Source organism: Bacillus sp. FSL R10-2201 (genome assembly GCF_038008665.1).
GTDB lineage: Bacteria > Bacillota > Bacilli > Bacillales > Bacillaceae_G > Bacillus_A > Bacillus_A mycoides.
Genome location: NZ_JBBOZP010000001.1, coordinates 1005588 through 1031423 on the forward strand (window position 1 = coordinate 1005588; position 25836 = coordinate 1031423).

General features: G+C 35.5%; 18 protein-coding genes, 3 pseudogenes and 1 riboswitch. Of the genes and pseudogenes, 12 read left to right on the plus strand and 9 right to left on the minus strand.

Annotated features, from left to right (window positions below):
* Nucleotides 1-18: 18 nt before the first annotated feature.
* On the minus strand, nt 19-585 hold the full coding sequence (gene dhaS, locus NSQ69_RS05175) for a dihydroxyacetone kinase transcriptional activator DhaS (protein WP_002125695.1): 567 nt from the start codon (nt 583-585) through the stop codon (nt 19-21).
* Between the two features lie 178 nt (nt 586-763).
* On the opposite strand from dhaS, the gene dhaK reads away from it, so the two are divergent.
* Nucleotides 764-2515 carry a dihydroxyacetone kinase subunit DhaK gene (dhaK, locus tag NSQ69_RS05180; RefSeq protein WP_078203494.1) on the plus strand — a complete coding sequence of 584 codons (1752 nt, stop codon included), beginning with the start codon at nt 764-766 and terminating at the stop codon, nt 2513-2515.
* A 55-nt stretch (nt 2516-2570) separates the two neighbouring features.
* Here dhaK and NSQ69_RS05185 read toward each other — a convergent pair whose 3' ends face one another.
* Nucleotides 2571-3122, minus strand: a complete 552-nt coding sequence (locus tag NSQ69_RS05185; protein ID WP_341099004.1) for a DUF4352 domain-containing protein — start codon at nt 3120-3122, stop codon at nt 2571-2573.
* Nucleotides 3123-3414: 292 nt separating this feature from the next.
* Here NSQ69_RS05185 and NSQ69_RS05190 point away from each other — a divergent pair, with 292 nt between their 5' ends.
* On the plus strand, nt 3415-3804 hold the full coding sequence (locus tag NSQ69_RS05190; RefSeq protein WP_002125705.1) for a hypothetical protein: 390 nt from the start codon (nt 3415-3417) through the stop codon (nt 3802-3804).
* Between the two features lie 229 nt (nt 3805-4033).
* Here NSQ69_RS05190 and NSQ69_RS05195 read toward each other — a convergent pair whose 3' ends face one another.
* Nucleotides 4034-4240, minus strand: coding sequence for a hypothetical protein (locus NSQ69_RS05195; RefSeq protein WP_002035364.1), 207 nt, complete (start codon nt 4238-4240; stop codon nt 4034-4036).
* Between the two features lie 267 nt (nt 4241-4507).
* Nucleotides 4508-4614, plus strand: a riboswitch (SAM riboswitch).
* Nucleotides 4615-4696: 82 nt separating this feature from the next.
* Here NSQ69_RS05195 and NSQ69_RS05200 point away from each other — a divergent pair.
* The 6 genes and pseudogenes from NSQ69_RS05200 to NSQ69_RS05225 form a co-directional block, all read left to right on the plus strand.
* A complete protein-coding gene (locus NSQ69_RS05200; protein ID WP_341099006.1) occupies nt 4697-5755 on the plus strand; it encodes an LLM class flavin-dependent oxidoreductase in 1059 nt (352 codons plus the stop codon).
* Nucleotides 5748-6704, plus strand: a complete 957-nt coding sequence (locus NSQ69_RS05205) for an ATP-grasp domain-containing protein (RefSeq protein WP_078203496.1) — start codon at nt 5748-5750, stop codon at nt 6702-6704. The genes NSQ69_RS05200 and NSQ69_RS05205 overlap by 8 nt, the downstream gene beginning before the upstream one ends.
* Nucleotides 6705-6986: 282 nt before the next feature.
* Nucleotides 6987-9374 carry an immune inhibitor A domain-containing protein gene (locus NSQ69_RS05210; RefSeq protein WP_198957799.1) on the plus strand — a complete coding sequence of 796 codons (2388 nt, stop codon included), beginning with the start codon at nt 6987-6989 and terminating at the stop codon, nt 9372-9374.
* A 347-nt stretch (nt 9375-9721) separates the two neighbouring features.
* On the plus strand, nt 9722-11461 hold the full coding sequence (locus NSQ69_RS05215) for an S-layer homology domain-containing protein (protein WP_341099007.1): 1740 nt from the start codon (nt 9722-9724) through the stop codon (nt 11459-11461).
* A gap of 560 nt (nt 11462-12021) precedes the next feature.
* Nucleotides 12022-12588, plus strand: coding sequence for a hypothetical protein (locus NSQ69_RS05220; RefSeq protein WP_341099008.1), 567 nt, complete (start codon nt 12022-12024; stop codon nt 12586-12588).
* A gap of 248 nt (nt 12589-12836) precedes the next feature.
* Nucleotides 12837-13742: pseudogene (locus NSQ69_RS05225) on the plus strand (alpha/beta fold hydrolase); the annotation flags it as partial.
* Between the two features lie 208 nt (nt 13743-13950).
* Here the strand turns inward: NSQ69_RS05225 and NSQ69_RS05230 are convergent.
* The 4 genes and pseudogenes from NSQ69_RS05230 to NSQ69_RS05245 form a co-directional block, all read right to left on the minus strand.
* Nucleotides 13951-14160, minus strand: a pseudogene (locus NSQ69_RS05230) (hypothetical protein).
* Nucleotides 14161-14595: 435 nt separating this feature from the next.
* On the minus strand, nt 14596-14805 hold the full coding sequence (locus NSQ69_RS05235) for a glycine zipper domain-containing protein (protein WP_000764047.1): 210 nt from the start codon (nt 14803-14805) through the stop codon (nt 14596-14598).
* A gap of 92 nt (nt 14806-14897) precedes the next feature.
* Nucleotides 14898-15131 (minus strand): annotated as a pseudogene (locus NSQ69_RS05240) (DDE-type integrase/transposase/recombinase); the annotation flags it as partial.
* Between the two features lie 114 nt (nt 15132-15245).
* Nucleotides 15246-15446, minus strand: a complete 201-nt coding sequence (locus NSQ69_RS05245; RefSeq protein ID WP_000218933.1) for a DUF1657 domain-containing protein — start codon at nt 15444-15446, stop codon at nt 15246-15248.
* A gap of 210 nt (nt 15447-15656) precedes the next feature.
* On the opposite strand from NSQ69_RS05245, the gene NSQ69_RS05250 reads away from it, so the two are divergent.
* Both NSQ69_RS05250 and NSQ69_RS05255 read left to right on the plus strand, forming a co-directional pair.
* Complete coding sequence (locus NSQ69_RS05250; RefSeq protein WP_016126658.1) at nt 15657-16883, plus strand: phospholipase D-like domain-containing protein; 1227 nt, start codon at nt 15657-15659, stop codon at nt 16881-16883.
* Between the two features lie 523 nt (nt 16884-17406).
* Nucleotides 17407-17607, plus strand: coding sequence for a cold-shock protein (locus NSQ69_RS05255; protein ID WP_000434816.1), 201 nt, complete (start codon nt 17407-17409; stop codon nt 17605-17607).
* A gap of 391 nt (nt 17608-17998) precedes the next feature.
* Here NSQ69_RS05255 and NSQ69_RS05260 read toward each other — a convergent pair whose 3' ends face one another.
* Nucleotides 17999-19429: an IS4 family transposase gene (locus tag NSQ69_RS05260; RefSeq protein WP_078206500.1), complete on the minus strand. Its 1431-nt coding sequence runs from the start codon at nt 19427-19429 to the stop codon at nt 17999-18001.
* A 495-nt stretch (nt 19430-19924) separates the two neighbouring features.
* Between NSQ69_RS05260 and NSQ69_RS05265 the strand changes: the two genes are divergently transcribed.
* Nucleotides 19925-22216, plus strand: a complete 2292-nt coding sequence (locus NSQ69_RS05265) for a M60 family metallopeptidase (RefSeq protein WP_263894637.1) — start codon at nt 19925-19927, stop codon at nt 22214-22216.
* A 545-nt stretch (nt 22217-22761) separates the two neighbouring features.
* Here the strand turns inward: NSQ69_RS05265 and NSQ69_RS05270 are convergent.
* Nucleotides 22762-24351 (minus strand): bifunctional metallophosphatase/5'-nucleotidase, encoded by a 1590-nt coding sequence (locus NSQ69_RS05270; protein ID WP_003193611.1) that lies wholly within the window; start codon nt 24349-24351, stop codon nt 22762-22764.
* Nucleotides 24352-25135: 784 nt separating this feature from the next.
* Between NSQ69_RS05270 and NSQ69_RS05275 the strand changes: the two genes are divergently transcribed.
* Nucleotides 25136-25792 carry a uridine kinase family protein gene (locus NSQ69_RS05275; RefSeq protein ID WP_003193613.1) on the plus strand — a complete coding sequence of 219 codons (657 nt, stop codon included), beginning with the start codon at nt 25136-25138 and terminating at the stop codon, nt 25790-25792.
* Nucleotides 25793-25836 lie beyond the last annotated feature (44 nt).

Genomic DNA, 25836 nt, shown 5'->3' on the forward strand with positions numbered 1-25836 from the left:
GCTTTTGCCACCCTTTAATTACTTTGCTGATTGCTCGAGTAATAGTAGTAATTGATTGTTTATCATATTTTTCATGAGAGAAGACATAATGGATGGATCTACTTCACATTTGCTTTCAATCCAATCTTTTATCGTCCCAACGAAGCCGTGACTATAAAAAGAGGCAATCGTATTTTTTGTCTCATTCGAAAGGCTGAATCTACAGCTCATGGATAGTTCATCAATAATCTTCATATATAAGTTTTTCGTATGCTCAAATAAATAGTGATTAAACGAATTTTGCTCAATGACTTTAAAGGCATTTCGGTAAAATTTTTGATTTTCATAAAAGTAATCAAATAATAAATCGAAAATGTTTTCCCATGTTTCATAATCAAGAAAGTCTATAATATTTTCTTTCGTTTCTTCTTTATAAATCCAGCTTAATAGTTCGAATTTATCTTTAAAATGATAATAAAAAGTTTGTCTACGCATTTGACAGTGTAACATAATATCGCTCACTGATATTTTATGAAACGACTCTGTTTCCATTAAATACTTCAATGAATTCGCGATTATCTTTTTAGAAATTATAGAAGAGGTCATCTGAATCATCCCTAGAATGTTAGTAATATGAAAATCCTACCTACAAATGAGAGCGGTGTCTTTAGACAGATTGTCCATTTTGTCCGTTTACTATAAAACGCTTTCATTTTAACATGAGTAGTAAGAAGAAGATTTCAAATATATCACAATATATTAAAGGAATTGAGGGAGAACTACAATGAAAAAGATTATAAACAAACCAGAAACATTAGTAATGGAAATGTGTAACGGAATGGTTATGGCTCATCCAGAGCTTGAGCTTTTGAAAAAATATAAAGTTATTAAGAAGAAAGAAATGAATGAAAATAAAGTAACGTTAATTAGTGGTGGCGGTAGTGGTCATGAGCCAGCGCATGCAGGGTTAGTCGGAAAAGGAATGTTAGATGCGGCAGTGTGCGGAGATGTGTTTGCTTCTCCTTCGCAAATTCAGGTCTATCAAGCAATTAAAGAAACAGCTAGTAAAAAAGGTACATTATTAATTATTAAAAATTATAGCGGCGATATTATGAATTTCAAAAACGGTGCACATTTAGCGACTGAAGATGGAATTGAAGTCGACTACGTAAAAGTAGACGATGATATTGCAGTAGAAGATAGTTTGTATACAGTAGGACGCCGCGGCGTTGCGGGAGTTATTTTAGTGCATAAAATTGCCGGCGCAGCAGCGGAAGCAGGAATGGATTTAGGAGCGGTGAAAGCTGTAGCGGAAAAAGCAGCGGCTAACGTGCGTACAATCGGTTTAGCATTAACTTCTTGTACAGTTCCAGCGAGCGGATCACCTACTTTTACACTTGCGGAAGATGAAATGGAATACGGCGTAGGTATTCACGGTGAACCAGGTATTAAACGTGAAAAAACGCTGTCAGCAGATGAATTAGCTAACCGTATGACAAATGATTTAATAAAAGATTTAGGAGTAAAAGATGGCGAGGAAATTGCGCTTCTTGTAAATGGTTTTGGCGGCACACCACTGCAAGAACTATACTTATTTAACAACGCAGTTACGAGAGAATTAGCTGCTAGAAACATTAAAATTAATAGAGTATTCGTCGGTAATTATATGACGAGTATCGATATGGCTGGTATGTCTTTAACAGTGATGAAGTTAGATGACGAGCTAAAAACGTTGTTATCGAAAGAGTGTAATACACCAGCGTTTAAAGTAGATGGACCAGTTGAAAGTGTAGAGTACGTGAATGTGCTTGAAGATGTAGAAGAGAAGGAAGTTTCCTTCGAAATAGAAACAGCGGAAGAGCACGCTGTTATTAAAGATAATGTCATTACATTAAATAACATGATTTATCTCGTTGATAAAATGAGTGACATTATTATTAAAAATGAAGTACCGTTCTGTGAGTTAGATACACATGCAGGTGACGGCGACTTCGGAATGAGTGTTGCAAAAGGATTTAAGCAATTAAAGCGTGAGTGGCATTCTATTGTAGATCAAGAGAATGTAACGATCGGATCATTCCTTGACGGTTGTTCAATGATTATTATGGAACATTGCGGCGGCGCTTCTGGTCCAATTTGGGGCGGAGCATTCCGCGCAGCTAGTAAAGCAGCAGGCGAAAAACGTGAGTTAACAGCCAAAGAGTTCGCTGAAATATTGCAAGCGGCACTTCACGGCATACAATCTATCGGTGAAAGATCGTTCGGTAGAGGAGCGGTAGTTGGTGATAAAACGCTTGTTGATGCACTTGCTCCATGTGTAGACTCTTGGTTAGACAGCGCTTCAAACGAAGTAGACGTAAAAACTGCCTTTGAAAAAGGGGCAGAAGCAGCGGTTAAAGGCGCAGAGTATACGAAAGAAATCGTCGCTCGCATGGGCCGCGCAGGTACAGTTGGTGAAAGAAGCTTAGGATACCCAGATGCAGGTGCACATGCGCTTGGAGTTATCTTTACGGAGATTGCGGGTAGTTTGAAATAGAAATTAGAAAGTCCCTCTGCCTTAGGTAGAGGGACTTTTATATTGTATTTTAGATTTAGTTTTTTTGTGATTGCAGCTTATCGATTTTCCAGTGTGCTCCTAGAGGATCTAAAGAGCTTTCAATATAAAACATATATTCATCTGTGGTACTTGGTACTTCAAAAGCTATTTTCAATTCTACTGTTTCATTTGGTTTAACTTGTATATCAGAAGGGTTTTGGTCAAGCACCTTGCCTTCATAGGCCTTTCCGTCTTTTTCATCTTTTAGGTTATATTTTAATTCTGATAGTCCAATCGTTTGACCTCGTACATTTTTTACAGAGACATTAACAACGACGGAATCGTTGTTAGCATTTAAATATGCACTTTGAACGGTGGCCAAGTAATAGCCTCCTTTAACACTCTCACCAACTAATAAAATACCTTGTTCCAAGCGGCTCATATCTTCTTTTTCTTCAAAATTTATTAATTCTTCATTTTCATTTTTTGCGGTTGGTTCTTCTATTGGACCATTTTCAACGGCACTATCTTTTTTATCTTGTGTACAAGCAGCCGTAACACTGACTAATACTAGAATTAAAGTAAGTAATATGAATGATTTTCTCATAAAATTGATCTGTCTCCTTAAGTTTCTCAATTTTGTGCAACTATACATATAAGATTAACATAATGTCTCATTATTGGCTCAAAATAGGGAATCTTTTAGACACCTTATTCTTTTTCCTTTTAATATACATTCGATTGGTTCTCACGATATTTTTTAATCTTTTAAATCATTGTCTTAGTAATACCAAGGGTTATTATAGATATATTAATCACATAATTTGTCCATATCAAAATGAACGTTTCTTGCATCTAATATATTGTAAATATATTTTATTTTGAAAGGATGTGATTATATGGCTCATAAATCTACTGGAGTGTTTCGAGTTCCAGTTTCTGAAAATGGGATTATTCCAACTGCTCTCAACATTATGTTAAACAATGATTCACGCTGCCATACTAGTAATGTAACGGTAACTGTTAAGAGAAGTCGAAACACTTTTTTCCCAACTCAAAATGAATTAGTTGAAATCTCTCGTACTTTTGTTTCTTTAGAACCAAACAGAACAACTAAGATTGTGTTGTTTACGCCAGAATTCGAAATAGAAGATTTTCTTGATGTCATCATTAGTGGAAATAAAGATGATGTTAAGGATGTTCTTGTATATTCTTTCTTAGCAGATTCAGCAGGTCACAATCTGCCATCTACTGTTTTCAGAAATGCAGAATACACTTTTGCTTGCTGACACCGTGATGATGTATTCTTTACTGTCATATATCTGAAGGGAAATGTTAAATAGGAGTCGATTTAACTTTTATTTGGGTTCTCCAAAGAAGTCTGCTTTAGCTAAAAAAACAAGGAACCAACTAATAGGTTCCTTGTTTTTTTATTAATATGATTGGTGTATTTACTCTAGTTGTAGCGAAATCGTCCGTTGTTATCATTCCTACTGTAAATATGTAATTAGTATTATTTTATTCTTTAAATATCTCCGGTTTTTCAACTCTAAATGATTGCACCTCACCGCACTCTAAACAAAATGTGGTTAATAGTTTGGAACGTTTCCCTCCTGAAAAGAATCTACTAGATTCATCCTCACAAACATATGCATGATAAGCAGATCCAACCCTTCCTTCTTTAAATGTAGTAGAACCACAATTCTCGCATCGTTTATTTTTCATGTTACTAACACCTCTTTAGGTTGATATTTATTTTGGCGTATTCTCTATCTCCTTTACGATAGAAGTAAAGCAACTTAGTTATAAATGATGTTTTCGACATGATACAACATAGCCCTTTATATATCCGCAAGTAAAACAACATAATACCCTTATAAATCTCTATAACAATATGATTTTTCATATATCATTTAATGTATATCGGAAAAATAAGTATTAAAATATTGATTTTTATTATTCTGATGATTATAATAAATGGAAATCAAACAATTCTTATGTTGAGAAGTGGAGGGACGGGCCCTATGAAACTTCGGCAACCTCGTTTTAGACGAAAGGTGCCAAATCCTGCAGGTGAAAAAAAACCTGAAAGATAAGAGCGGTTCATTTAGTCAAGAAGGCTACTCTTATTTCGTTAAGAGTAGCTTTTTTTATGGCTAAAAGATAAAGGGGGAATAGGTAGTGGAGTATGGTTTTTGGTTGCCGATTTTGGGGGGATGGCTTCGAAATGTAGATGATGAATCTATGCCGCCTACGTTTGAGTATGCAAAGCAAACAGCGCAAGCGGCAGAACAATTAGGTTTTTCAACAACTCTTATTGCAGAATTAAATTTAAATGATATAAAAGGTGTTTCAGCACCAAGTTTAGAAGCGTGGACAACTGCGGCAGCACTTGCTGCGGTAACGGATCGATTAGAGATTATGACAGCTGTAAGACCTGGCTTCCACAATCCAGCAGTTACAGCGAAAATGGCAGCAAATATCGATCAATTAAGTAATGGCCGTTTTACATTGAATGTAGTTTCAGCATGGTGGGAAGAAGAAGCGAAGCAGTACGGCGGGGTATTTACCGCACATGATGAACGGTATGATCGCACAGAGGAATTTATAACAGTTTTGAAAGAGCTTTGGAAAGAAGAAGAGTTTTCTTATAAAGGGAACTTTTATGAGCTTCATCATACACATTTAAGTCCAAAACCTGTGCAGAAACAAGGAATTAAGCTTTATGCAGGTGGTGAGAGTGAGAGAGGAAAAGAGGTCATTGTAAATCACGCGGATGCATATGTAATGCATGGGGGAACAGTGGAAGAAGTATTTGTGAAAATAGAAGATATGAAGAATCGTAGAAAGAAAGTTACAGAGGAGCCATTGCAGTCATTCGGGCTCGCGGCTTACGTCATTTGTCGTGATACAGAAGAAGAGGCGTTAGAAGAATGGAGACGTATAACGGATGTGAAAGACGATGCTCTAGGTTATGCGGGTTACCAAGATTTTATTAGTAAATCGCATTTGGAACAGCAAGTGAAGCTAAATGATTATTCCGTATCTAATCGCGGGTTACGTCCTAATTTAATCGGAACACCAGAACAAATTGCAGAAAGGATACTTGCTTTTGAAAAAGTGGGTGTTACGTTATTACTTTTACAATTTTCTCCACAGCTTGAAGAGATGAAACGATTTTCTGAAAAAGTGATGCCGTTAGTTGAAGCAAAAAGAAAGGAATTGATTACAAATGAGTAAAATTTACATATTACATGAGAATAAGGAATGGACGAATCATTTAGTGAAAAGGTTGGAAGAACTGGAGTTACCTTATGAGGAATGGTTTTTGGATGAAGGAACTGTTTCGTTAGAACAAGAACCTCCCCAAGGTGTTTTTTATAGCCGCATGAGTGCTTCTTCACATACGAGAGGGCATCGATATGCACCTGAATTGACTGAAGGGGTTCTGGCTTGGCTAGAGGGATACGGGCGAACAGTATTTAATGGGTCTCGTGCATTACGCCTTGAAGTAAGTAAATTGAATCAATATGCAGCATTAAGAAATTTTGGGATACAAGTGCCAAAAACAATTGGTACTGTTGGCCGTGATAATATAGTAAAAGCAGCAAGGGAGTTAGGGGAAGTACCGTTCATTACAAAGCATAACCGTGCAGGTAAAGGCCTTGGTGTTCAACTTTTTCATTCTATTGATGCTTTAGAACAATATTTGGATGGTCCGACATTTGAAGAACCCATTGATGGAATTACTTTAATCCAGCAATATATTGAAGCGCCAGAACCATATATTACACGTTGTGAGTTTGTAGGCGGTCAGTTTGTATATGCAGTTAAAGTAGATACATCAGAAGGATTTGAGCTTTGTCCAGCAGATGCTTGCTCTATTCACGATGCTTTTTGCCCAGTAGGAGAAGAGAGTAAGAAAGAGTCGTCAACAAAATTTGAAATTATATCGGACTTCCAAGAGCCAATTATTGAACAATACAAAGAATTTTTGAAAGAAAATGAAATTACTGTCGCTGGTATTGAATTTATTCGCAGTTCGGATGGAACAATTTATACGTATGATATTAATACAAACACAAACTATAATTCTGACGCAGAGTCTGTAGCTAATCAATTTGGTATGCTTGAGCTTGCTAAATTCCTTGGAATAAAATTAGAAAAACAAGTAGAGTCAGTTAAATAATGTTGATTAAAAAATAAGGTTCTGGTGCAAACCTTTGCTAAATTAATAGTATCAGTATGTCCAAGTTTAAGAGCGTACTTACAAGGTTTTTAGAGTTTTTGCACCAGCAAGAAAAGTATCAGTTTTTATGTTGTATTTTTTATCCTACGTATCCCACCCTGCACAAAAAAATATTTCTCAACATTTAATTGTTGAAAAACATTGAATATTCTCTATAAAGAGAATATTATGTTGCTATCGGCAAAAAAAACGATAATTCGCAGACACTGGGGAGGAAATGCATTGAAAAAGAATAAGAAGTTAAAACCATTATCAGTTTTAGCAACAGCAGCAGTACTAAGTAGTAGTTTTGCTTTTGGAAGTCATGCAGCGTATGCTGATACACCAACACCATCTCTACCAATAGATGAGCATTTAATACCGGATGAGCGTTTGGCGGAAGCACTAAAACAACGGGGTGTAATTGATCAATCTGCATCACAAGCTGAGACGTCAAAGGCTGTCGAAAAATATGTTGAGAAAAAGAAAGGGGAAAACCCTGGTAAAGAAATCTTGACAGGAGATAGTCTTACGCAAGAAGCTTCTGATTTTATGAAAAAAGTAAAAGATGCAAAAATGAAGGAAAATGAACAGGCACAGCAGCCAACAGTAGGGCCAGTAGCTGGACAAGGTGCAGGATTGAATTCTAGTAAATTAAATGGAAAAGTACCTACTGCACCAGCGAAGCAAGAAGAGTACAACGGTGCTGTTCGAAAAGATAAAGTACTTGTTTTACTTGTAGAATTTAGCGATTTTAAGCATAACAATATTGATCAAGAGCCAGGATACATGTATTCTAAGGACTTCAATCGTGAACATTATCAAAAAATGTTATTTGGTAATGAACCATTTACGTTATTTGATGGATCGAAGATTAACACATTTAAACAATATTATGAAGAACAATCTGGCGGCAGCTACACAGTGGATGGAACTGTAACGGAATGGCTTACTGTTCCAGGAAAAGCTTCAGATTATGGTGCGGATGCAGGAACTGGCCATGATAATAAGGGTCCTTTAGGGCCACGTGATTTTGTGAAAGAAGCATTAAAAGCAGCGGTAGCAAAAGGAATTAATTTAGCTGATTATGACCAATTTGATCAGTACGATCAAAATGGTGATGGAAATAAAAATGAGCCAGATGGCATTATTGATCATTTAATGGTTGTACATGCTGGCGTGGGTCAAGAAGCTGGCGGCGGTAAATTGAAAGATGATGCGATTTGGTCTCATCGTTCAAAACTTGGATCAAAACCATATGCGATTGATGGCACAAAATCTTCTGTTTCAAATTGGGGCGGAAAGATGGCTGCATACGATTATACAATCGAGCCTGAAGATGGAGCGGTTGGTGTGTTTGCGCATGAGTATGGTCATGATTTAGGATTACCAGATGAGTACGATACGAAGTACTCGGGACAAGGTGAACCTGTTGAGTCATGGTCTATTATGAGCGGCGGCAGCTGGGCTGGAAAAATTGCAGGAACAGAGCCAACAAGCTTCTCACCACAAAATAAAGAGTTTTTCCAAAAGAATATGAAGGGCAACTGGGCGAATATCGTTGAGGTAGATTATGATAAACTTCGCACAGGAGTCGGTGTTGCAACATATTTAGATCAAAGTGTTACAAAATCAAAACGACCAGGAATCGTTCGTGTTAACTTGCCGGACAAGGATATTAAAAATATCGAATCGGCATTTGGGAAGAAGTTTTATTACAGCACAAAAGGAAATGACATTCATACAACACTTGAGACACCAGTATTTGACTTAACAAATGCAAAGGATGCTAAGTTCGATTATAAGGCATTCTACGAACTTGAAGCGAAGTATGATTTCCTTGACGTATATGCGATTGCAGAAGATGGAACGAAGACACGTATTGATAGAATGGGCGAAAAAGATGTAAAAGGCGGCGTGGATACAACTGATGGTAAGTGGGTTGATAAATCATACGATTTAAGCCAATTCAAAGGGAAAAAAGTAAAACTGCAATTTGAGTATTTAACAGATATTGCAGTAGCTTATAAAGGATTTGCGTTAGATAATGCTGCATTAACTGTAGATGGCAAAGTTGTTTTCTCAGATGATGCAGAAGGCGGGCCAGCAATGACGTTAAAAGGATTTACTGTATCTAACGGATTGGAACAGAAAAAAAATAACTACTACGTAGAGTGGAGAAATTACGCTGGTTCTGACACGGCGTTAAAACATGCGCGTGGTCCAGTCTTTAATACAGGAATGGTTGTATGGTATGCGGATCAAAGCTTTACAGATAACTGGGTAGGTGTTCATCCAGGTGAAGGATTCTTAGGAGTAGTAGATTCTCATCCAGAGGCAATCGTAGGTACATTAAACGGACAACCGACTGTGAAGAGCAGTACGCGTTATCAAATTGCCGATGCGGCATTCTCATTTGATCAAGCGCCAGCATGGAGAGTAGACTCGCCAACTCGCGGTATCTTTGACTATAAAGGATTACCAGGAGTTGCAAAATTTGATGATTCTAAGCAGTACATCAACAGCGCTATTCCAGATGCAGGACGTAAGTTGCCGAAATTAGGATTGAAGTTTGAAGTAGTAGGTCAAGCTGAAGACAAATCTGCAGGTGCAGTTTGGATTCATCGATAGAATAAGGTGAAATTATGAGGGAGCTGCCCCGTAAGTTGGTGAAACTGACTTATGGACAGCTCTCTTTTTATTGTAGAAAAGGAAGATATAAAATTCATTTTCGATAAAATCTCAAAAAGCGCTATGTATAATGAATGTTACGTTAGTATTTTCCTTTTTATTTATATATTCGTAAGTAAAATAGCGTAATATTAATACGGAAAAATATAACAATATGAGTTTTTGCATATTTTAAAATTTATTATATCCTTCGAAAACTTTTAATTGTATAATGTCTTTTGTCATATTCTTTTTAGATTTTTCGACAAAAAATAACAAAAATAGAAGACGTATTGGGAGAATGCATTATGTACATAAAACTATTAAAATCAATTACATCATTATCACTTATTGGTGGTGCTTTATTATATACAAATGGCAGTGATGTGAAAGCTGCTGAAACGGGTACTTTTTCGGATGTACCTACATCGCACTGGTCCTATCCTGCGATTAAAGACTTAGCGAGTAAAAATATTATTTCAGGCTATGGAAATGGAAAGTTTGGTTTTGGTGATGTTGCGACGAGGGAGCAAGTTGCAGCTTTAATTTATCGTGTGTTAGTACCGAATAAGCAAGGCGGTACGTTTAGTAATGATGGTGCTCGTTATGTATTACAAGATGGGTCTACTTTAAATAATCCGTATGGAGATATTCGCTTAGGTTCTACAATGTTTCCGGAAGAGGTTTTAACGTTAACGAAATTGGGGATTTTTAAAGGTGATGGAAATGGCGGTTTTAGACCGAAAGATTCTGTTAGCCGCGCAGAAATGGCGCAAATTATTAAAAATGCGTTCCAAGTTTCAGCTAAACAAAAACATACATTTAATGATGTTCCAAATGGATTTTGGGCAGAAAATGCGATTAGTGCGGTGCAGTCAAACGGGATTGCATCTGGTACAGGAGACGGGAAATTTGAACCAGCTAAAACGGTAACGCGTGAACAGTATGCACAGTTTTTATATAATGCATTGAAATATAAAAAGCCTGAGGTTGCGGTGCAAGATACAGGAGATGCGACATTATTAACAGCATTCAAAAATGAAGTGCAAACACGTATTAATACGTACGAAACGAACATTACACTTCCATATAAAACGAAAAATAGTAATACAGAAGAAGTGATGAATACACTTTTCACCGCATATAAAGAAGTCGCAAGTAAAAATGAGTATACAAATTATAATAGATCGAATGTTTCATACTCACTATCTGGATCGCCAGGGAATTATACGTTTACGCTAAATATTACATATCGTGAAACGAAAGAACAAACAGAATATGTGATGAAACAAGCGAAAGCGATCGTTTCTTCTATTATTCAAGTCGGGATGGATGATCATGAAAAAGTGAAGGCGATTCATGATTATGTTGTAAAACATGTTTCTTACGATACGTCTTATAAAGCGTATACAGCATATGAGGCACTCGCGAATCGTTCTGCCGTTTGCCAAGGTTACACACTATTAACCTATCAATTATTAAAAGAAGCTGGAATTGAGAATCATTTTGTAGTAGGAACTGGAGACGGTCAGCCTCATGCTTGGAATTTAGTTAAAATCGATAGCAAGTGGTATCACCTTGATACAACATTCGATGATCCGGTGCCAGATGAACAAGGCCGCGTAACGTATTCTTATTTCAACTTATCTGACGAGCAAATTGCAAGAAATCATGAGTGGAACCGCGTGGACTATCCGCAAGCTACAACAAACTATTATAGTACATTAACAAATAAAATTGCGACAGGTGGTACGAAAACACCTGCATATCAGCAAATATTGAAAGATACAAAGTTAAATTATTTAGGAAATGAATATATCGCAAATAACTATAATGAATTCAAAAATAAAATGCAGCAACGTTATAGCACAAAGTCAGCAAAGATTGAAATTCTTTATAAACAATCAATGGATGTCGCATTGCAAGATGTGAAAAAAGTAATTGGAGAAATCGGTTATCCGCAAGGAGCGAACCGTGTTTCTTATAAAGCTGAGCCGTATAATGCGAAAGAAGGATATTCTTTAGTGACGATTACGTTTATGTATTGATAATGAAAAAAGCATCTATTTCAGATGCTTTTTTATTATTTTAGTTCGACATAATGTGATAACGGAACATAATTGCATCTGTTATGATAACTTTGGGAATTTTACATTTTGGAGGATTAGTAATGAATAAAAAGAAGATTTTTGCTATGTTTATAGGAATCGTGGTTTTACTTGCTTTTGTTATCCATCCAGGTGTCCCAGACAAGCGTGTTCCTCTAAAAATAAACTTGCAGTAATCCTTCCATTGATTGTTATATCCGGTTTAATTTCCTTGTATATATAATTAAAATAAGTACTTATCAAGTAACGTTAAGGTAGGTAGAGAAGTATATATATCTACTTTTCTACCTATGCGTAGTTTAGTAAAAAACCTCACCAGAACTTCCACTGCGGCTTCTCCTTCACGATAATTACTTACTAATTCTTTTACCATTCCCCCGACGAGAGCAAGCGCTCTTTTTTTTATTTTCGTTCGACAGAATTCGATATAATAGTTATAACCGTTTTTGTTATGCTTGGATGAGAAATTCTACATTCCCTATAATCGGAGGAAGCGAATTATGCAAAACTCGTTTTATACAAAGTGGTGGTTTTGGTTTATCATTGCCGTTGTCGTAATTGTTGTTGTTGGAGGGAAAAATAACAAAGAAGAAGCTACAACAGCTCCCGCCGAACCGAAAAAAGAAATAAAACAAGAACAACCTAAACAAGATATTCAAGCTCAACCAGAAAAGAAAGAACAACCTAAACAAGATATTCAAGCTCAACCAGAAAAGAAAGAACAACCTAAACAAGATATTCAAGCTCAACCAGAAAAGAAAGAACAGCCTAAACAAGATGTTCAACAATCTGCATCGGGATTTACAAATCCTGTAAAAAATATCGATAAAACAGCTGCTATGAATGCCGTCAAAGAAAAAGCAAAGAAAGACTTCCCAGATGATTACATGACACAGAACTACGTAGCAGAGGAACAAGCTAAGGCGTTTGACCATTTAAATGGTATTGAACTTAAATCCCAGGAAGAACTAAACGTTATGAAGAATGCAATCAGCGACTTCCCTAACGACTTCATGACTACTAAATATGTGTATGAAGAACAGATAAAAGCTATGAACAAGCAGTAATAAGATACTATGTTGTTCATATTTTCCTGATCAAAAATATGGATAAATACGGTGAAATGAAAATTGGATGGGAGTCCAATATATATTATTAAAATTAAGATGGTTCAAGTCGGAGAAAGGCACCTTAGGGTGTCTTTTCTTTTTTCTAAATGAGAATTTTGGCTTAAAGAAGATAAATTTTCAACGGATTATTGTCATGAATATATTGATAAAGTTCATCAATATATTTGTAGAAAGGAGGAATTCAAGTGAATAGAGATGATAATAGGATTGGTCACTTTACATCTGAAAAAGGAAAGGAAGACTTTCAAATTGCCTACGATGAATCAATGGCACTTCTTCCAAAACCTAACGATACGAAAGATATAAAAACTAAATACGGCACAATTCGTGCTTATTACTTTACTAAAGAGGAAAACAAACATAAGGAGCCAATACTCTTACTCCCTGGACGTGGTGCATCTACTCCAATGTGGGTACCCAATTTAGAAGGGCTAAGGGAGAAAAGGCCTGTTTACACGATAGATTTACTCGGTGAACCTGGAATGAGTGTGCAAACGAAGGTGATTGAAAACCAAAAACAACAAGCAGAATGGTTAAATGAAGTAATTGAAGAATTAAGTTTAGAAAAAGTGCATATCGTGGGTGTCTCCATTGGAGGTTGGACAACAATGAATTTGGCCAGATATAATTCAGAGCATATTGCTACGGCTAGTTTATTGGACCCAGTCTTTGTATTTGCGCAAATGCCCATAAAGATGATTCTTGCATCTATTCCAGCTGCCGTCCCTATTGTACCTAAGTTTATAAGACAAAAGATGTTAAGCTATGTATCTGGAGGAGCAGAAACAAATGACGATGAGCCTATCGCTAAGTTAATCGAGTCGGGTATGCGTAACTATAAACTTAAAACACCAGCACCTGATCTATTTAGTAAAGAAGACTTGAAAAATATCAATGTTCCAGTGCTTGCATTAATGGCTGAAAAAAGTACAAGGCACAATTCCGTAAAAGCAGTTGCAACTGGGAAAAAATACGTTAAAGATATCGATATAGTTAACTGGAAAAATGCATCTCACGCAATCAATGGTGAGTTCTCTAACGAAGTTAATGTCCGGATCCTTGATTTTGTAGAAAAACACTCTAATGACAACCAAGTTGAAAGTGGAAAATATGTTGTAATAACAACTTTATCTCTATATAGCTATTTAGGAGGATTTAGCTCATTTTTTATTTTAGGATATTAAAGTACCCCCTAAATGGAATTTTTTTATAGCACCGAAGTTCATTTTTATGATTTTTGGGGAAGAATGTGCTTCTTAACTTGATACCGCAAAAAAACAAACAGGAATGACTTAATAGTCATTCCTGTTCCTTAAAGAAACCTTCTATGGTACTAGTAACTTCCTTGAATGCTTCACCTTGGACACTAGAAATTGATAATCATCCAATTATATTTTTCCACTGTGAATTTACACTATCCCAGTTATCATCCCAATTTTCAGTAATATGCTTATAAGCTGTAAAAGGTTTATCACGACTTGGTGAAACATATTTTAAAGCATCTATCAACTCTACAAACTCCAAAACACTTCAGGCCCTTCTTTTAGAATTGGAGTTACCTCTTCGTTTCGAGATAAAACTTCCATTTAGGTGGTGCTATTAAATTTAAAAAGCTAAAACAAGCATAACCCCGTTCTAAATTTAGGACGGGGTTAAAATATAGTTGTTTAATTTCCGATATAAGATACTTCACTGTACTCAAAAATATAACAATAAAGTCGATTGATAATCTAAGGTTTATTCCGCAATAGCGCCCGATTGCGGAAGACCAAGAAAATGATTATGATTGCTGCTTATAGCTTGTTGAACTAACGCACACGTTACTTTAAGTGAATTGATTCACAATCTTACTGGGAATTTACCTAAAAAAGCTGAATTAACTTAATAAAAAAAAGGACTCCCTTTTTGGGAATCCAATTCATTCAGTGTCACTTTGGTTAAAGTCTAATCTTCTCGGTTCGCAACACTGTCATTAGCCTCATCGGCACCTTCGCCGACTTTGTTACCCATCGCTCCTCCTGCAACAGCTCCTGCAACGGTACCAAGTGGACCAAGAACAGAACCCAAAGCAGCTCCAGCGACAGCACCGACACCAGTTCCTACCGCTTCGCCAGTATCATTATCAACACGGTTACGTTCGTTTTTATCAGCCACTCATCTCACTCCTTATTTAGAATAGGCAAGTGCATTCCAGCACAATACCTTACATATTTTGACCTATAAGGACAGATTTATGCGAAGTGTTAGAATCCTGAGGATTTAGCAAACGGGCGCTTTACATAGCGATGATCTTGTTCTATGTAATTATTGAAATGTTTGATTGTAGAATGAGTAGTACTTTTATAAAAGTCATTCACCTTTAATTTTTTGAGTGAACAAAGTAAAGAAAGGGCCTTATCTGTTGTCAGAACCGTTGGTTCTCCAAAAGTTTGAACGAGTCGTTTCATAAAAGCATACGCAGATTGTGTATTCCGTTTCTTAAGTTGATGGGCATATGGCGATACCCTTTAATCGTAATCAGCATTATGATAATCGTTATTTAAGCTGGGCACTCTTCCATGGGGACGATATTCTATGTGAAAGGTATTATGTTATTACTTGTACTGAGGCTCTTCATGTTCAATTTGTTGAAGACGAGGATTTAAAGATTCAATAATTTCTTGAGTTTGTTGTGCTGCACCTTTATATAATTGTTTTGCTTGCTTGTTATCAGTATCAAGAACAAATCCTTCTAGGCATGCTTGAGCACTCTTTAATCCAGCGATAGTTTGTTTAAGTTTAGTACTTACTGTCATGTAGTATTCCTCCTTGTAAATGTACTTCAAAATATAGAATGTCTATTTTGTTATCATAGTACGATTTCTAATTTTAGGGATATGCGAATGAGAAATTGTATAGTTAATCATTCAAAGGAGAATTTTTTAGCTAATAGATGTATGGAATAGTTTTGTCCCAATAACAAAAACTAACAGAAATAAAACGATAATATATAAAGGAGATTAAATATGCTGAAAAAGATAGGAAGAATTTTCCGAGCATTCCTCTTTTTATTTATCGGTGGATGTTTAGTTCTGTTTGTTTGGGGGGAAATTGACAGAACAATAGCCGAAAAAAATGGGGTATTTAGCCAGAATTCTAGTCAATACCCTATGCGTCAAAGTGATATTACTATGTATACAGATGGGAAACAGTTAAACAATCAATTATTCTCAGATATAGAGAAAGCAAAGCATTACGTGCATATTAACTTTTTTTCTATTGCTGATGATAAAGTAAGTCATCAGTTTCTAGAGCTATTGCGGAAAAAAAGTCAGGAAGGTGTAGAAGTATACTATGCAGTGGACAGGTTAGGTGGAATTTTACTAAAGAAAAAGGAAAGAGAATTATTAGTTAAAAAAGGAGTTCATTTTACATATTACAATAAACCTGTTTTCCCTTATCTTTTTTCTTCTTTGGATCATCGGAATCATCGTCGTATTTCAGTTATTGATGGAAAGGTTGGTTACATTGGCGGATTCAACATCGGAAAGAAGTATTTGGGGGAAAAAGAAAAACTTGGTTATTGGAGAGATTATCATCTTCAAATACGAGGAGAAGGAGTTCAAGATTTAGAACACCAATTTGTATTAGACTGGAATAAAAACTCAGAGAAACCGATTCCGATACACAATGCGGTAAAGGAAAAGGGAGCAACCTCGCAACGATTTACTGCATATTATAGTGGAGAAAAACTTGGGCAAGATTATGCAATGCTGTTTCAACAAGCAAAAGAATCCATCATTATATTAACACCTTATTTTATACCAAAAGACAGAACTATTTGGAACGCATTAGTAGATGCAAGAAAGAGGGGAGTCCGTGTCAAAATTCTATTCTCACCTCATTCGGATGCACTATTAGTTAAAGAAGCAGCATATCCATATATCCGAAAAGCATTAAAACAGGGGATGGAAGTATATGGTTATAAAAATGGGGTGTTACACGGTAAAGTATTTTTGATTGATGAAAAAGTATTGATGGTTGGGACCGTGAATTTTGATTCACGCTCGTTTCATTTAAATGAAGAAATGAACTGTTATATTCATGACCCTATCTATATTTCGAGAATAAAACCAGTGATTAATGCAGACTTACAAAATTCAAAGCAAGTAACATCCTCTGACGTCAATCAATTATCTATAAAAGAAAAAATGAAAGAAAAGGTTGCAAAAATGTTTGAGTATTATTTGTAAAGACAAAGTATTTTTATATTAGGGATAGTTTCACATTGCCATCAAGATAAGAAATGCAAATACCCCATATCCATCAAGCTAACAAGGACGAGTTACTCCAAAACGATAAAAACGATCAACATGCATCAAAAAAACACGCTAAGCAAAAATACAATAAGCTGTCCATATGGACAGCTCATTTACATAATTACCGTTATCAGAAGTAAAATTTAACTCGAAAATAGCTAATTTTATCAGTTGTTGAATGTCTGAAAAAAATCAAACCAATGATATTGTTGAGATCCTTTGGAAATTTCTTGCTGTGATGACTATCATAGTGACTTTTTCTCCAGTAACAACTATTAGTAGCTAATTACCATAAGGGCTTATTTTTGAAATTTGCTATTTTTTAGAAAGTATGTTAATTTAAGAAAGACCTATTTTTGTTCGGTTTGAGATTAAGAATAAATTTTGTTTTTCGTCTAAGGTATTTGAGCAAGGGTAGTAACATATGTGTGGGTATCCACACTAGGAGGCAACAATTATGGAACAAGGTAAAGTAAAATGGTTTAATGCAGACAAAGGTTTTGGATTCATCGAGCGTGAAGGTGGAGAAGACGTATTCGTACATTTCTCAGCTATCCAAATCGACGGTTTCAAATCTTTAGACGAAGGACAAAGTGTAACATTTGAAGTAGAAAAAGGACAACGTGGCCTACAAGCTACTAATGTTCAAAAAGCTTAATATTAGCTGATGAAAGACCCTCTTGTAGGGTCTTTTTTTTATTTTTTTACAATATTCCGAATGCAACTTTTTTAAGGGGATTTGGGGTGCTTAATTTTTGATGAAAAAGAAGATGTTAGAAATCATAGTTTTAGCATAATGGGCTTTTTCTTTTAGTTATCTTGCAATTATATTAGGAATACCAAAAAACGGATTATATATAGTCGTAGGATTTTCAATCTTATTTGTTGGTGGAATTTTGATTGTGCATCTATTTTAAAATAAGAATAAAAATGGAAAAAATTTTGTTTGATTGTATATCTCATACACGTCTAGTTAACATAACGTCTCATTATCAGTAGCAAGAATAAGGAGGAGCCCTAATCTCATAAGTAAATCTCCCTTTTTTGAATTAAGCCGCTTGATTATCAGACATGGTACAATTGTAAACGACACCTAATATATCAAAGACTGTTTTCTTCTCATATCGATGAGATTTTCGCCCGTTTTGCTGTAGGAGGTTGAATAGGCGAAATAGAACCTTTGATAGTTCTTGGGTGTCTTTCTGTATAGCTTGGAAAAGAAGAAGAAAATAATCTTTAATCATATATATGGCCTTATACTCACTCAGTTCTCGTTTCTTTTTCATAAGAAGTAATTGCCGCATTTGAAACATGATAGAAGAACAGAGTAGAATGGCAATCAACTGTCCATACAAATGGCACTCCCATCTTTCTGGTTTTATCTTTTTACACTGATGAATTTGAAAGAATGACTTCCACATTTTAAATAAAATTTCGATTTGCCAACGTAAAGAATACCAATCATGTACTTGTCCCATCGGGACAATGTCTGTAGGGGTGTTTGTCATATATACATTGATGCCACTGAGTCGTTTACTACGAGGAGAATACTTCATTCCTTTCTTTTTTTCTCTTATAGTTTGATCTTGTAATCGTTTTTGTTGTTGTTCTTTCGTTAGCCGATGAACAATCACACGAGTTGGTACTTTATCAATCATTCCTACATAGGCGTCGGATATTTCACATGTTTGTCCTGGGTGAAGAGAGTTCATTAAGACCTCCATATCTATCTGTATATACTCTGTACCTTTCTTGATTCTTCCATCTTGAAAATAATCAGGGGTGGGATTTTTTTGATAAATACGTGTATTTGATTTAATACGAGAGATATAGTAAGCCTTTTTATCTTGTATATGTTGAAGATCTTTCAAGTGAAAATAACCTAAATCACGGATACATAAATCATTCGCTGTCACAGTTGGGGCACATAGAGAACCATAAGTTCGATCATGTTGTTTACCTGGACCTGTATGAATATGTAGGAACTGTCCACTTAATAGATCATACTCAAGCTGAATCTTCCCCCCCGCTGTATGGCTGCATCCTCCTGCACCTGGATAAACAGATGAAAATACATCAGGAAGTTGAAATGCAGTTGAATCTAGGATACGAATACGCTTGAAAATAGAAGCGTATGAAAAAGTGAGCAGCTTAGTTGAAGATAACTTTTGGTTGAGAAGTTCAGCTAGCACTTGTTGTAGAAATTGCACGGCTGTGGCATTAAACCGTTGATTCAGTCCTTCAGGACTGATGAGCACTTCTGTTGATGCTTCTAAACAGCTACATAACTGAGTTAAAGAGGTTTTAGCGACATTTTGACTAATCCATACACATAAAGCGACTAAATCTTTTGCTTGGTACTTACTGGTTCGTTGTACAAAACCAACATCTCTAGCAAGATCTCGTAAGAAATTCGGAGATAAGAAGCTTTGAATTTCTTGAGCAAATAGTTGTAATTCATCAGATACAGAAATAGACATACAAAAACGCCATCCTTTCCTATGATTCTACAGAAAGGATGGCGTATTTTTTCATTTTAGTGGGGATTTTGTTTTGTTAGCTTGATAGCGATGGGGTGCTACCCCTTATAAAACTTTGCAAAGGAACCTCATTTTTCGCTTTACTGATTTCAAAATTTTTTAGTTGATAGACGTGTTGTACACAGACTACTATTTTAGTAATTTGAAAAGAATAATGTCGAAAAATAGCAGAAATTGTCAGGTTTTTATTGCTATACGACCTGTTTTGATGTTAAGTTCGTAGTAATAAGCAAAAATGAAAGGGGTTCGTTTCATTCCTAAATTCTAACTTTCGTAATTATTTATTATGATCAAGGATGGGAATGTATTCCTTCGGGTATGTTTTATATTTATCAAACTATAGAAAGGTTTGCGAACGGTCAGATATTAATTTATTTAATATTCAGAAAAAAACGGAATCGAAATCAATTACATTCATTCAGCGAAAGAAATTTAATGAAACGAATTGAAAAGGAAAGGGTTATTTATATGCAGAAAAGGAATTATTACATGTTTCAAAAAACTATGAAAGTATTTGTGACGTCTGCTATTGTGACAACTACATTATTTTCACCTATAATGACAAGTGGCTTGACTGCCCATGCTGAAACAGTTGCTGAACAGACTACAAACAAATATGAACAGAGAGAGTTTGATCTTCCAGGTGTAGGTAATTTTGGGAGTGAAGCGGATAGAGAAAGAAGAAGTGCGCAAAAAACATTTATGCCAACAGGAATTTATGTAAAACCGAATGAAGAGGTTACAATTGAAGTATTGGGAACCAAAAATATTAGAGCGATTATTGGAACACATCAATATGATAAAGAATGGGGAAAAGAAATTGATCTTTCTCCTGGTATGAATAAGATTTCTTCTCCAAACGGTGGTTTATTAGGGTTTGATAACCATCAAGATACAGGGACAGTTAAGGTCAAAGTAACACAAGGTGGGAGCCCTGTTCCATTCTTCGAATTAGGAAAGCATACGAAAGCAGATTGGATTGCGATGATGGACAAGTATCCGGATGCACATGCTGTCCAACTTAAATCAGAGAAAGCAGTACTTACTGTTACGCAGGAAAGTGCCAAGAAATATATCGTGGATCAAGATCCTGTTCCTCTATTAAAAAAATATGATGAAATGATTCGAGCACAAGATAAAATATCAGGATTATCTGAAACAGACTCTAATCCGTTACATCGTCCAACTCACCGCATTTGGGCTTTTGTAGAAAATCCTCATAACAACACATCGGGTGGGTACATGTATGCAAGTCTGGATGGAGCCGTATTTCCTACTGATAATGGCGCAATTGTAAGTGCTTTAGATGTAAATAAGTTTGAATGGGGACAACTGCATGAAGCAGGACACGCAAGACAACAATACCCATGGACGTGGAATCATGATTTGAGAGGAATGACTGAAGTTACAGTTAACTTATACTCTTTAGCTGCAGAAAAGAAATTATTTCCGAATCAACCAACACGTTTAGAACGAGAGAGGGTTTACGATAAAGCTTTCGCGTACTTAAAACAAACAGACAAAGACTATAAAAATATTGATGACTTGTTTGTAAAACTTGTGATGATTTGGCAACTTCATTTAGCATATGGTGAAGATTTTTATCCAAATCTTCACAAACTATATCGAGAGTTACCAAAGGATCAACTTCCAAAGACGGATGATGAGAAAATACAAGCATTTATTTATAATACATCAAAAGTAGCGAAACAAAATGTACTTCCGTTTTTTGATCAATGGGGACTGAAAGCATCGCAAGAAATGCGGCAAAAAATAGAAGCTTTGAACTATCCAATATTAACCGCTCCTATTTGGGAAGCAACTGATTCTAAGCCTATTAAAGCGAATGTGCTCAAATTAGGTGGCCGAGTATGGAAAGATAGTAACCAAAATGGTATTCAAGATCAAAGTGAAAAAGGAATGGAAGGCGTTCGTGTTCAACTGTTAAATAAAGATGGGAATGGATTAAAAGAAGTAAAAACAGATAAAGAAGGCCATTACTTGTTTGATGGATTAATAGAAAACACATATCGTGTACAAGTAAAGAAGCCTGCCGGGTATGTCTTCATGCAAAAGCAAAGTGGACAAGATATGACAGTTGACTCTAATGTAAGTGAGACTGGGGTAACAGATGCTATTACTCTTTTACATGATGATTTAACAATTGATGCGGGAGTAAATAGAAATATATTTAAGGATGTCCCACAAGGACACTGGGCATTTAATGCAATTCATGATTTAGCTAATGAAGGAATTATTGCAGGTTATGGGAATGGAATATTTGGTATGGGTGATAATGTAACACGTGAACAAGTAGCTGCATTAATTTACCGTACTTTGCATATAGAAAAACAAGATAAATATGAAAATCCATACGGAGATATCGATAAAAATTCAACAATGTTTCCTGAGGAAATACTAGCTTTAACTAAGCTAGGGGTTTTCCAAGGAGATGATCAAGGAAACTTTAGACCGAGAGCTACATTAACACGTGCAGAAATGGCTCAAGTTATTACGAAAGCTTTTAGACTAGATGTGAAGGCTCCACATAATTTCAACGATGTTCCAGAGAACTCATGGGCAAAAGATGCGATTAGTGCCGTACAATCGAACCAAATTGCAGCAGGAGTTGGCGAAGGGAAATTTGCTCCGGATATGAAAGTAACACGTGAACAGTATGCACAGTTTTTATATAATGCAATTTTAAATGAGCGATCTCATCAATAAAAGAAAATAAAGTTGAGAGTCCTATTATATCCTTATTATAAGGGAGTAGTACTACCCGTAAAGGCTTAATTGGTGCTACCCCATACACAGCAACTTAAAAATTTTATAACGCCCCCAAAACAATAAAAAGCGGGCGAAATGTACACGTTTTTCGTTCTGAGGGTACTATAAAATTTTAGCTTGATGGCGGATGGTGTAGCACCAACAAAACGCGAATTTCGTACGTTAAGCAAAGTTTTTAAAAGAAAAAGCCGTTTTTCTGAACATGTGAGAGCTATATAGTATTGTAGGTGGAAAGTATATCCAGATAATTCAAATCGGTCCAAATTAATGTAAACGTCAAATAACCCCAAAATAAACAATAAAAGTTGATTTTGGGGTTATTTTTTGTTGGCTTTACTTTTTTTCGGTACTTTGCATATCGATGGTAAATCCGTTGACCACGGTAGGACTTTATTTCAAACCCACACAAGAAAAATTAGATTACCTGCACACTAAAAAGTATAGCGAACAGGTAATCTAGGTATTTTGAGATTAATGAAAAGCTAATTTATTTTTTGAATTCTTCCATCAATAATAGGCTGAATTGGTTCTTTTGCTTGTTTTATATAATCTACTAATGCTTCAAAATCAGTTGGTCCTGTTTCAGCATCTTTCCCATTTTTAAAGGACACAAATCCATCTCCACCTGAAGCTAGAAATGCGTTCGCAACGACGCTGTAAGTTTTAGAAGGAATAATTTCTTCTCCATTTGTTAAGCGAATACTTGTGACTTTTTCTCCATTTGGCTTGTTCGCATCCCAAGTGTATTGGATCCCTGAAATTTGAAGCATTCTTGTTATGTCTTTTTGCCATTGTTGATTTAAAATATCACGAATGTCTTGACCCGTTAAATTAACTTTTATTAATTGATTTCCGAATGGTTGAATGCCATATACCTCTCCCCATGTAATATCACCAGCATCTAAGTCATTACGAATACCACCAGGGTTCATAAGAGCAATTTGGGATTGCATTGTTGCACGCTGAGCATCAGTGATTAAATTGCCGAGAGTAGATTCGCCGGCCGTATTTTGTTTTCGATCTAGTGGAGCTGTAGATTTACCAACAACCTCATTGACAAGAGGTGCGATTTTTTCTTGATATTTCTCCATCTTTTTCTTTATTTTTTTATCAGGCTCTATGCCTTCATGGTAGGTTGTAATAATTTCTGCTTTTTTCTCAACAATATCTTTTGTCTTACGATCAATCTTTACATCAACATCAGCAAAAGCCATTCCATAAGAATTTGCTTGTACGACAAGTTTATTATTAACAGTTCCATTTACATAGGTGTGGCTATGCCCCCCAAAAATAACATCGACTTCTGGATCAGTCTCATTTGCTAGTCGGACGAGATCACCATTTGTTACGCCGTTCTCATCTGTTGTACCTCCGTTATGTGCAAGAACAACGATAGATTTAACGCCAAGTTCTTTTAATTTCTTTACGGATTTGTTAATGGCTTCAACTTCATCTGTAATTTCTACATTCTTTAGCATAGTGGGCATAACAAGGTTAGGAACATCTGTTGTTACGACTCCGATAAAGCCAACAGGAACTCCTTGTACCTTTTTTATAGTAAATGGTGGTAAAAATAGACGACCGGTGGATTTATTATAGAAATTTGCGGCAACATATGGGAATTTTGCTCCTTTAAAATTCCCTGTTTTTTCATGGTATCCACCATAAATAAGGCGGTGCATTTCTTCAATACCTTCATCAAATTCATGATTTCCTATGGTTCCAACATCAAATTTTAAATCATTTAGAAATTCAATCGTGGGTTCGTCTTGTAATAATGCTGAAACAGGAGGACTTGCTCCAACAACATCGCCAGCATGAACCTTTAATGTATTCGGATTTTGTTTTTCATGATCACGTAAATAAGCCGCTAAGTACTCGATTCCCCCTGCATCTTTATTGTTAATTTTCTTTACAGTGTCTAGTTGCCCATGAAAATCGTTAATACCGAGCATTTGTACATCTATGTAGCGGTTTGGTTCTGTAGTTGCTTGAGCTGGAGGCGCAGCAAATACACTTGAAAAAGTAACTGTACTTAATGCTAAAGCAACTGGAATGATTTTTTTCAACATAAAATTTTCTCTCCCCTTATTACAATCTGACATCATACGATACAATCTGACATCAATCGATATAATTTTAATAGATTAAGAAGATTATTTCTATAAAAATTCTACTAATTATAAAAATTAATAAGATTTTATTGTTTTCCGACAAAAGACTCATTCCTCAAAAATGTGAAGGTGTGAAATACCAATTTTAGGTAGGAGGTGAATATCGGTATGCATGAGCCTACGTTTTTTTGATTAGGATATAAAGAAAAAGTGCCACCGGCACTCCAAACATATATATATAATCAAAACGCACACCATTGGAGCCAATGGCATGCGCTACATAAATTGTTAGATATTCGCACACATCTGTTTTACAAACTATTCACAGGAAAACAGATTCATATAGATGAAATGACAGAATCAGAGTAAATGTAAAATAGGGTGAGTGCAAAATTATGGATGTTACTTTTACATTGTTCTTTGTGAGGCAGCCTTACACATCCGTCAACTTAAGAAATTGGTAGTTCTCCAAAACAAAGAAAATAAGCTAAGTTCTTATAAACAACTGTAAAATAATAAAATTTTCGTTTTGGGGACACTTCAAAATATTAGCTTGATGGACGTGTGGTACTACACCAAATAACAATAAAATCCTTTGAAAATTAATATAGTTTTTTAAAAATAGAGATGATATGATGGATAATCATACCATTTTTTTCACTTCATGCATGATTTTACAGTAGGATACCTCTATATTAAGATGATGTAAATAAGGGGGTATATTAGTAACAGGGGGAGAATAATGAAAAAGTTATTACAAGAAATTATAAATTGGATTAGTATGACCGATGAACAGATTGTTATTGGCATTTCAGGACACGGTGCTGCCGGAAAAACAACGTTCGCCAATAAGCTCATAAACCAATTAAATCAAAATAAAGTGAGTTATATTAATACAGATCCATACATTGTTAGTTCAAATGTACGAAAGTATACAAATATCCACTATACATATCAGAATGAAAATCATTATGATAAAATGACAGCTTGTCATCCATCAGCCCATCATTTGTCTGCGTTAGAAAGAGATGTTCAAATGGTAAGAGCTGGTTTAGATTTTTATACAATGGATACACATTATATAAAAAGTGAGTTAATTTCTACGAAAAATAAGGTGACGATTGTAGAAGGAATGAGTGTCGCATTTATTAATCCAAATTTATTTGATTTGAAAATTTACTTCTATACAGATGGAGAAACAGAATTAATGAGAAGGTCTAGCCGTGATATTATTGAAAGAGGAGCCGATATTAATTACTTAAGGAAGTCTCATGAAGAACGTCGGATTCAGTATGAAGTGTTTATGCATCCATATAGTCAACGTTTTGATATTATTATCAAAAATTCCAATGAAACAATATGTTTAGAAAAAAATACATTTGAGTTTTATAAAGTTTAAATGCAAATACTTTATTTACTAAAATAGCAAGTTAGTGAATAAAT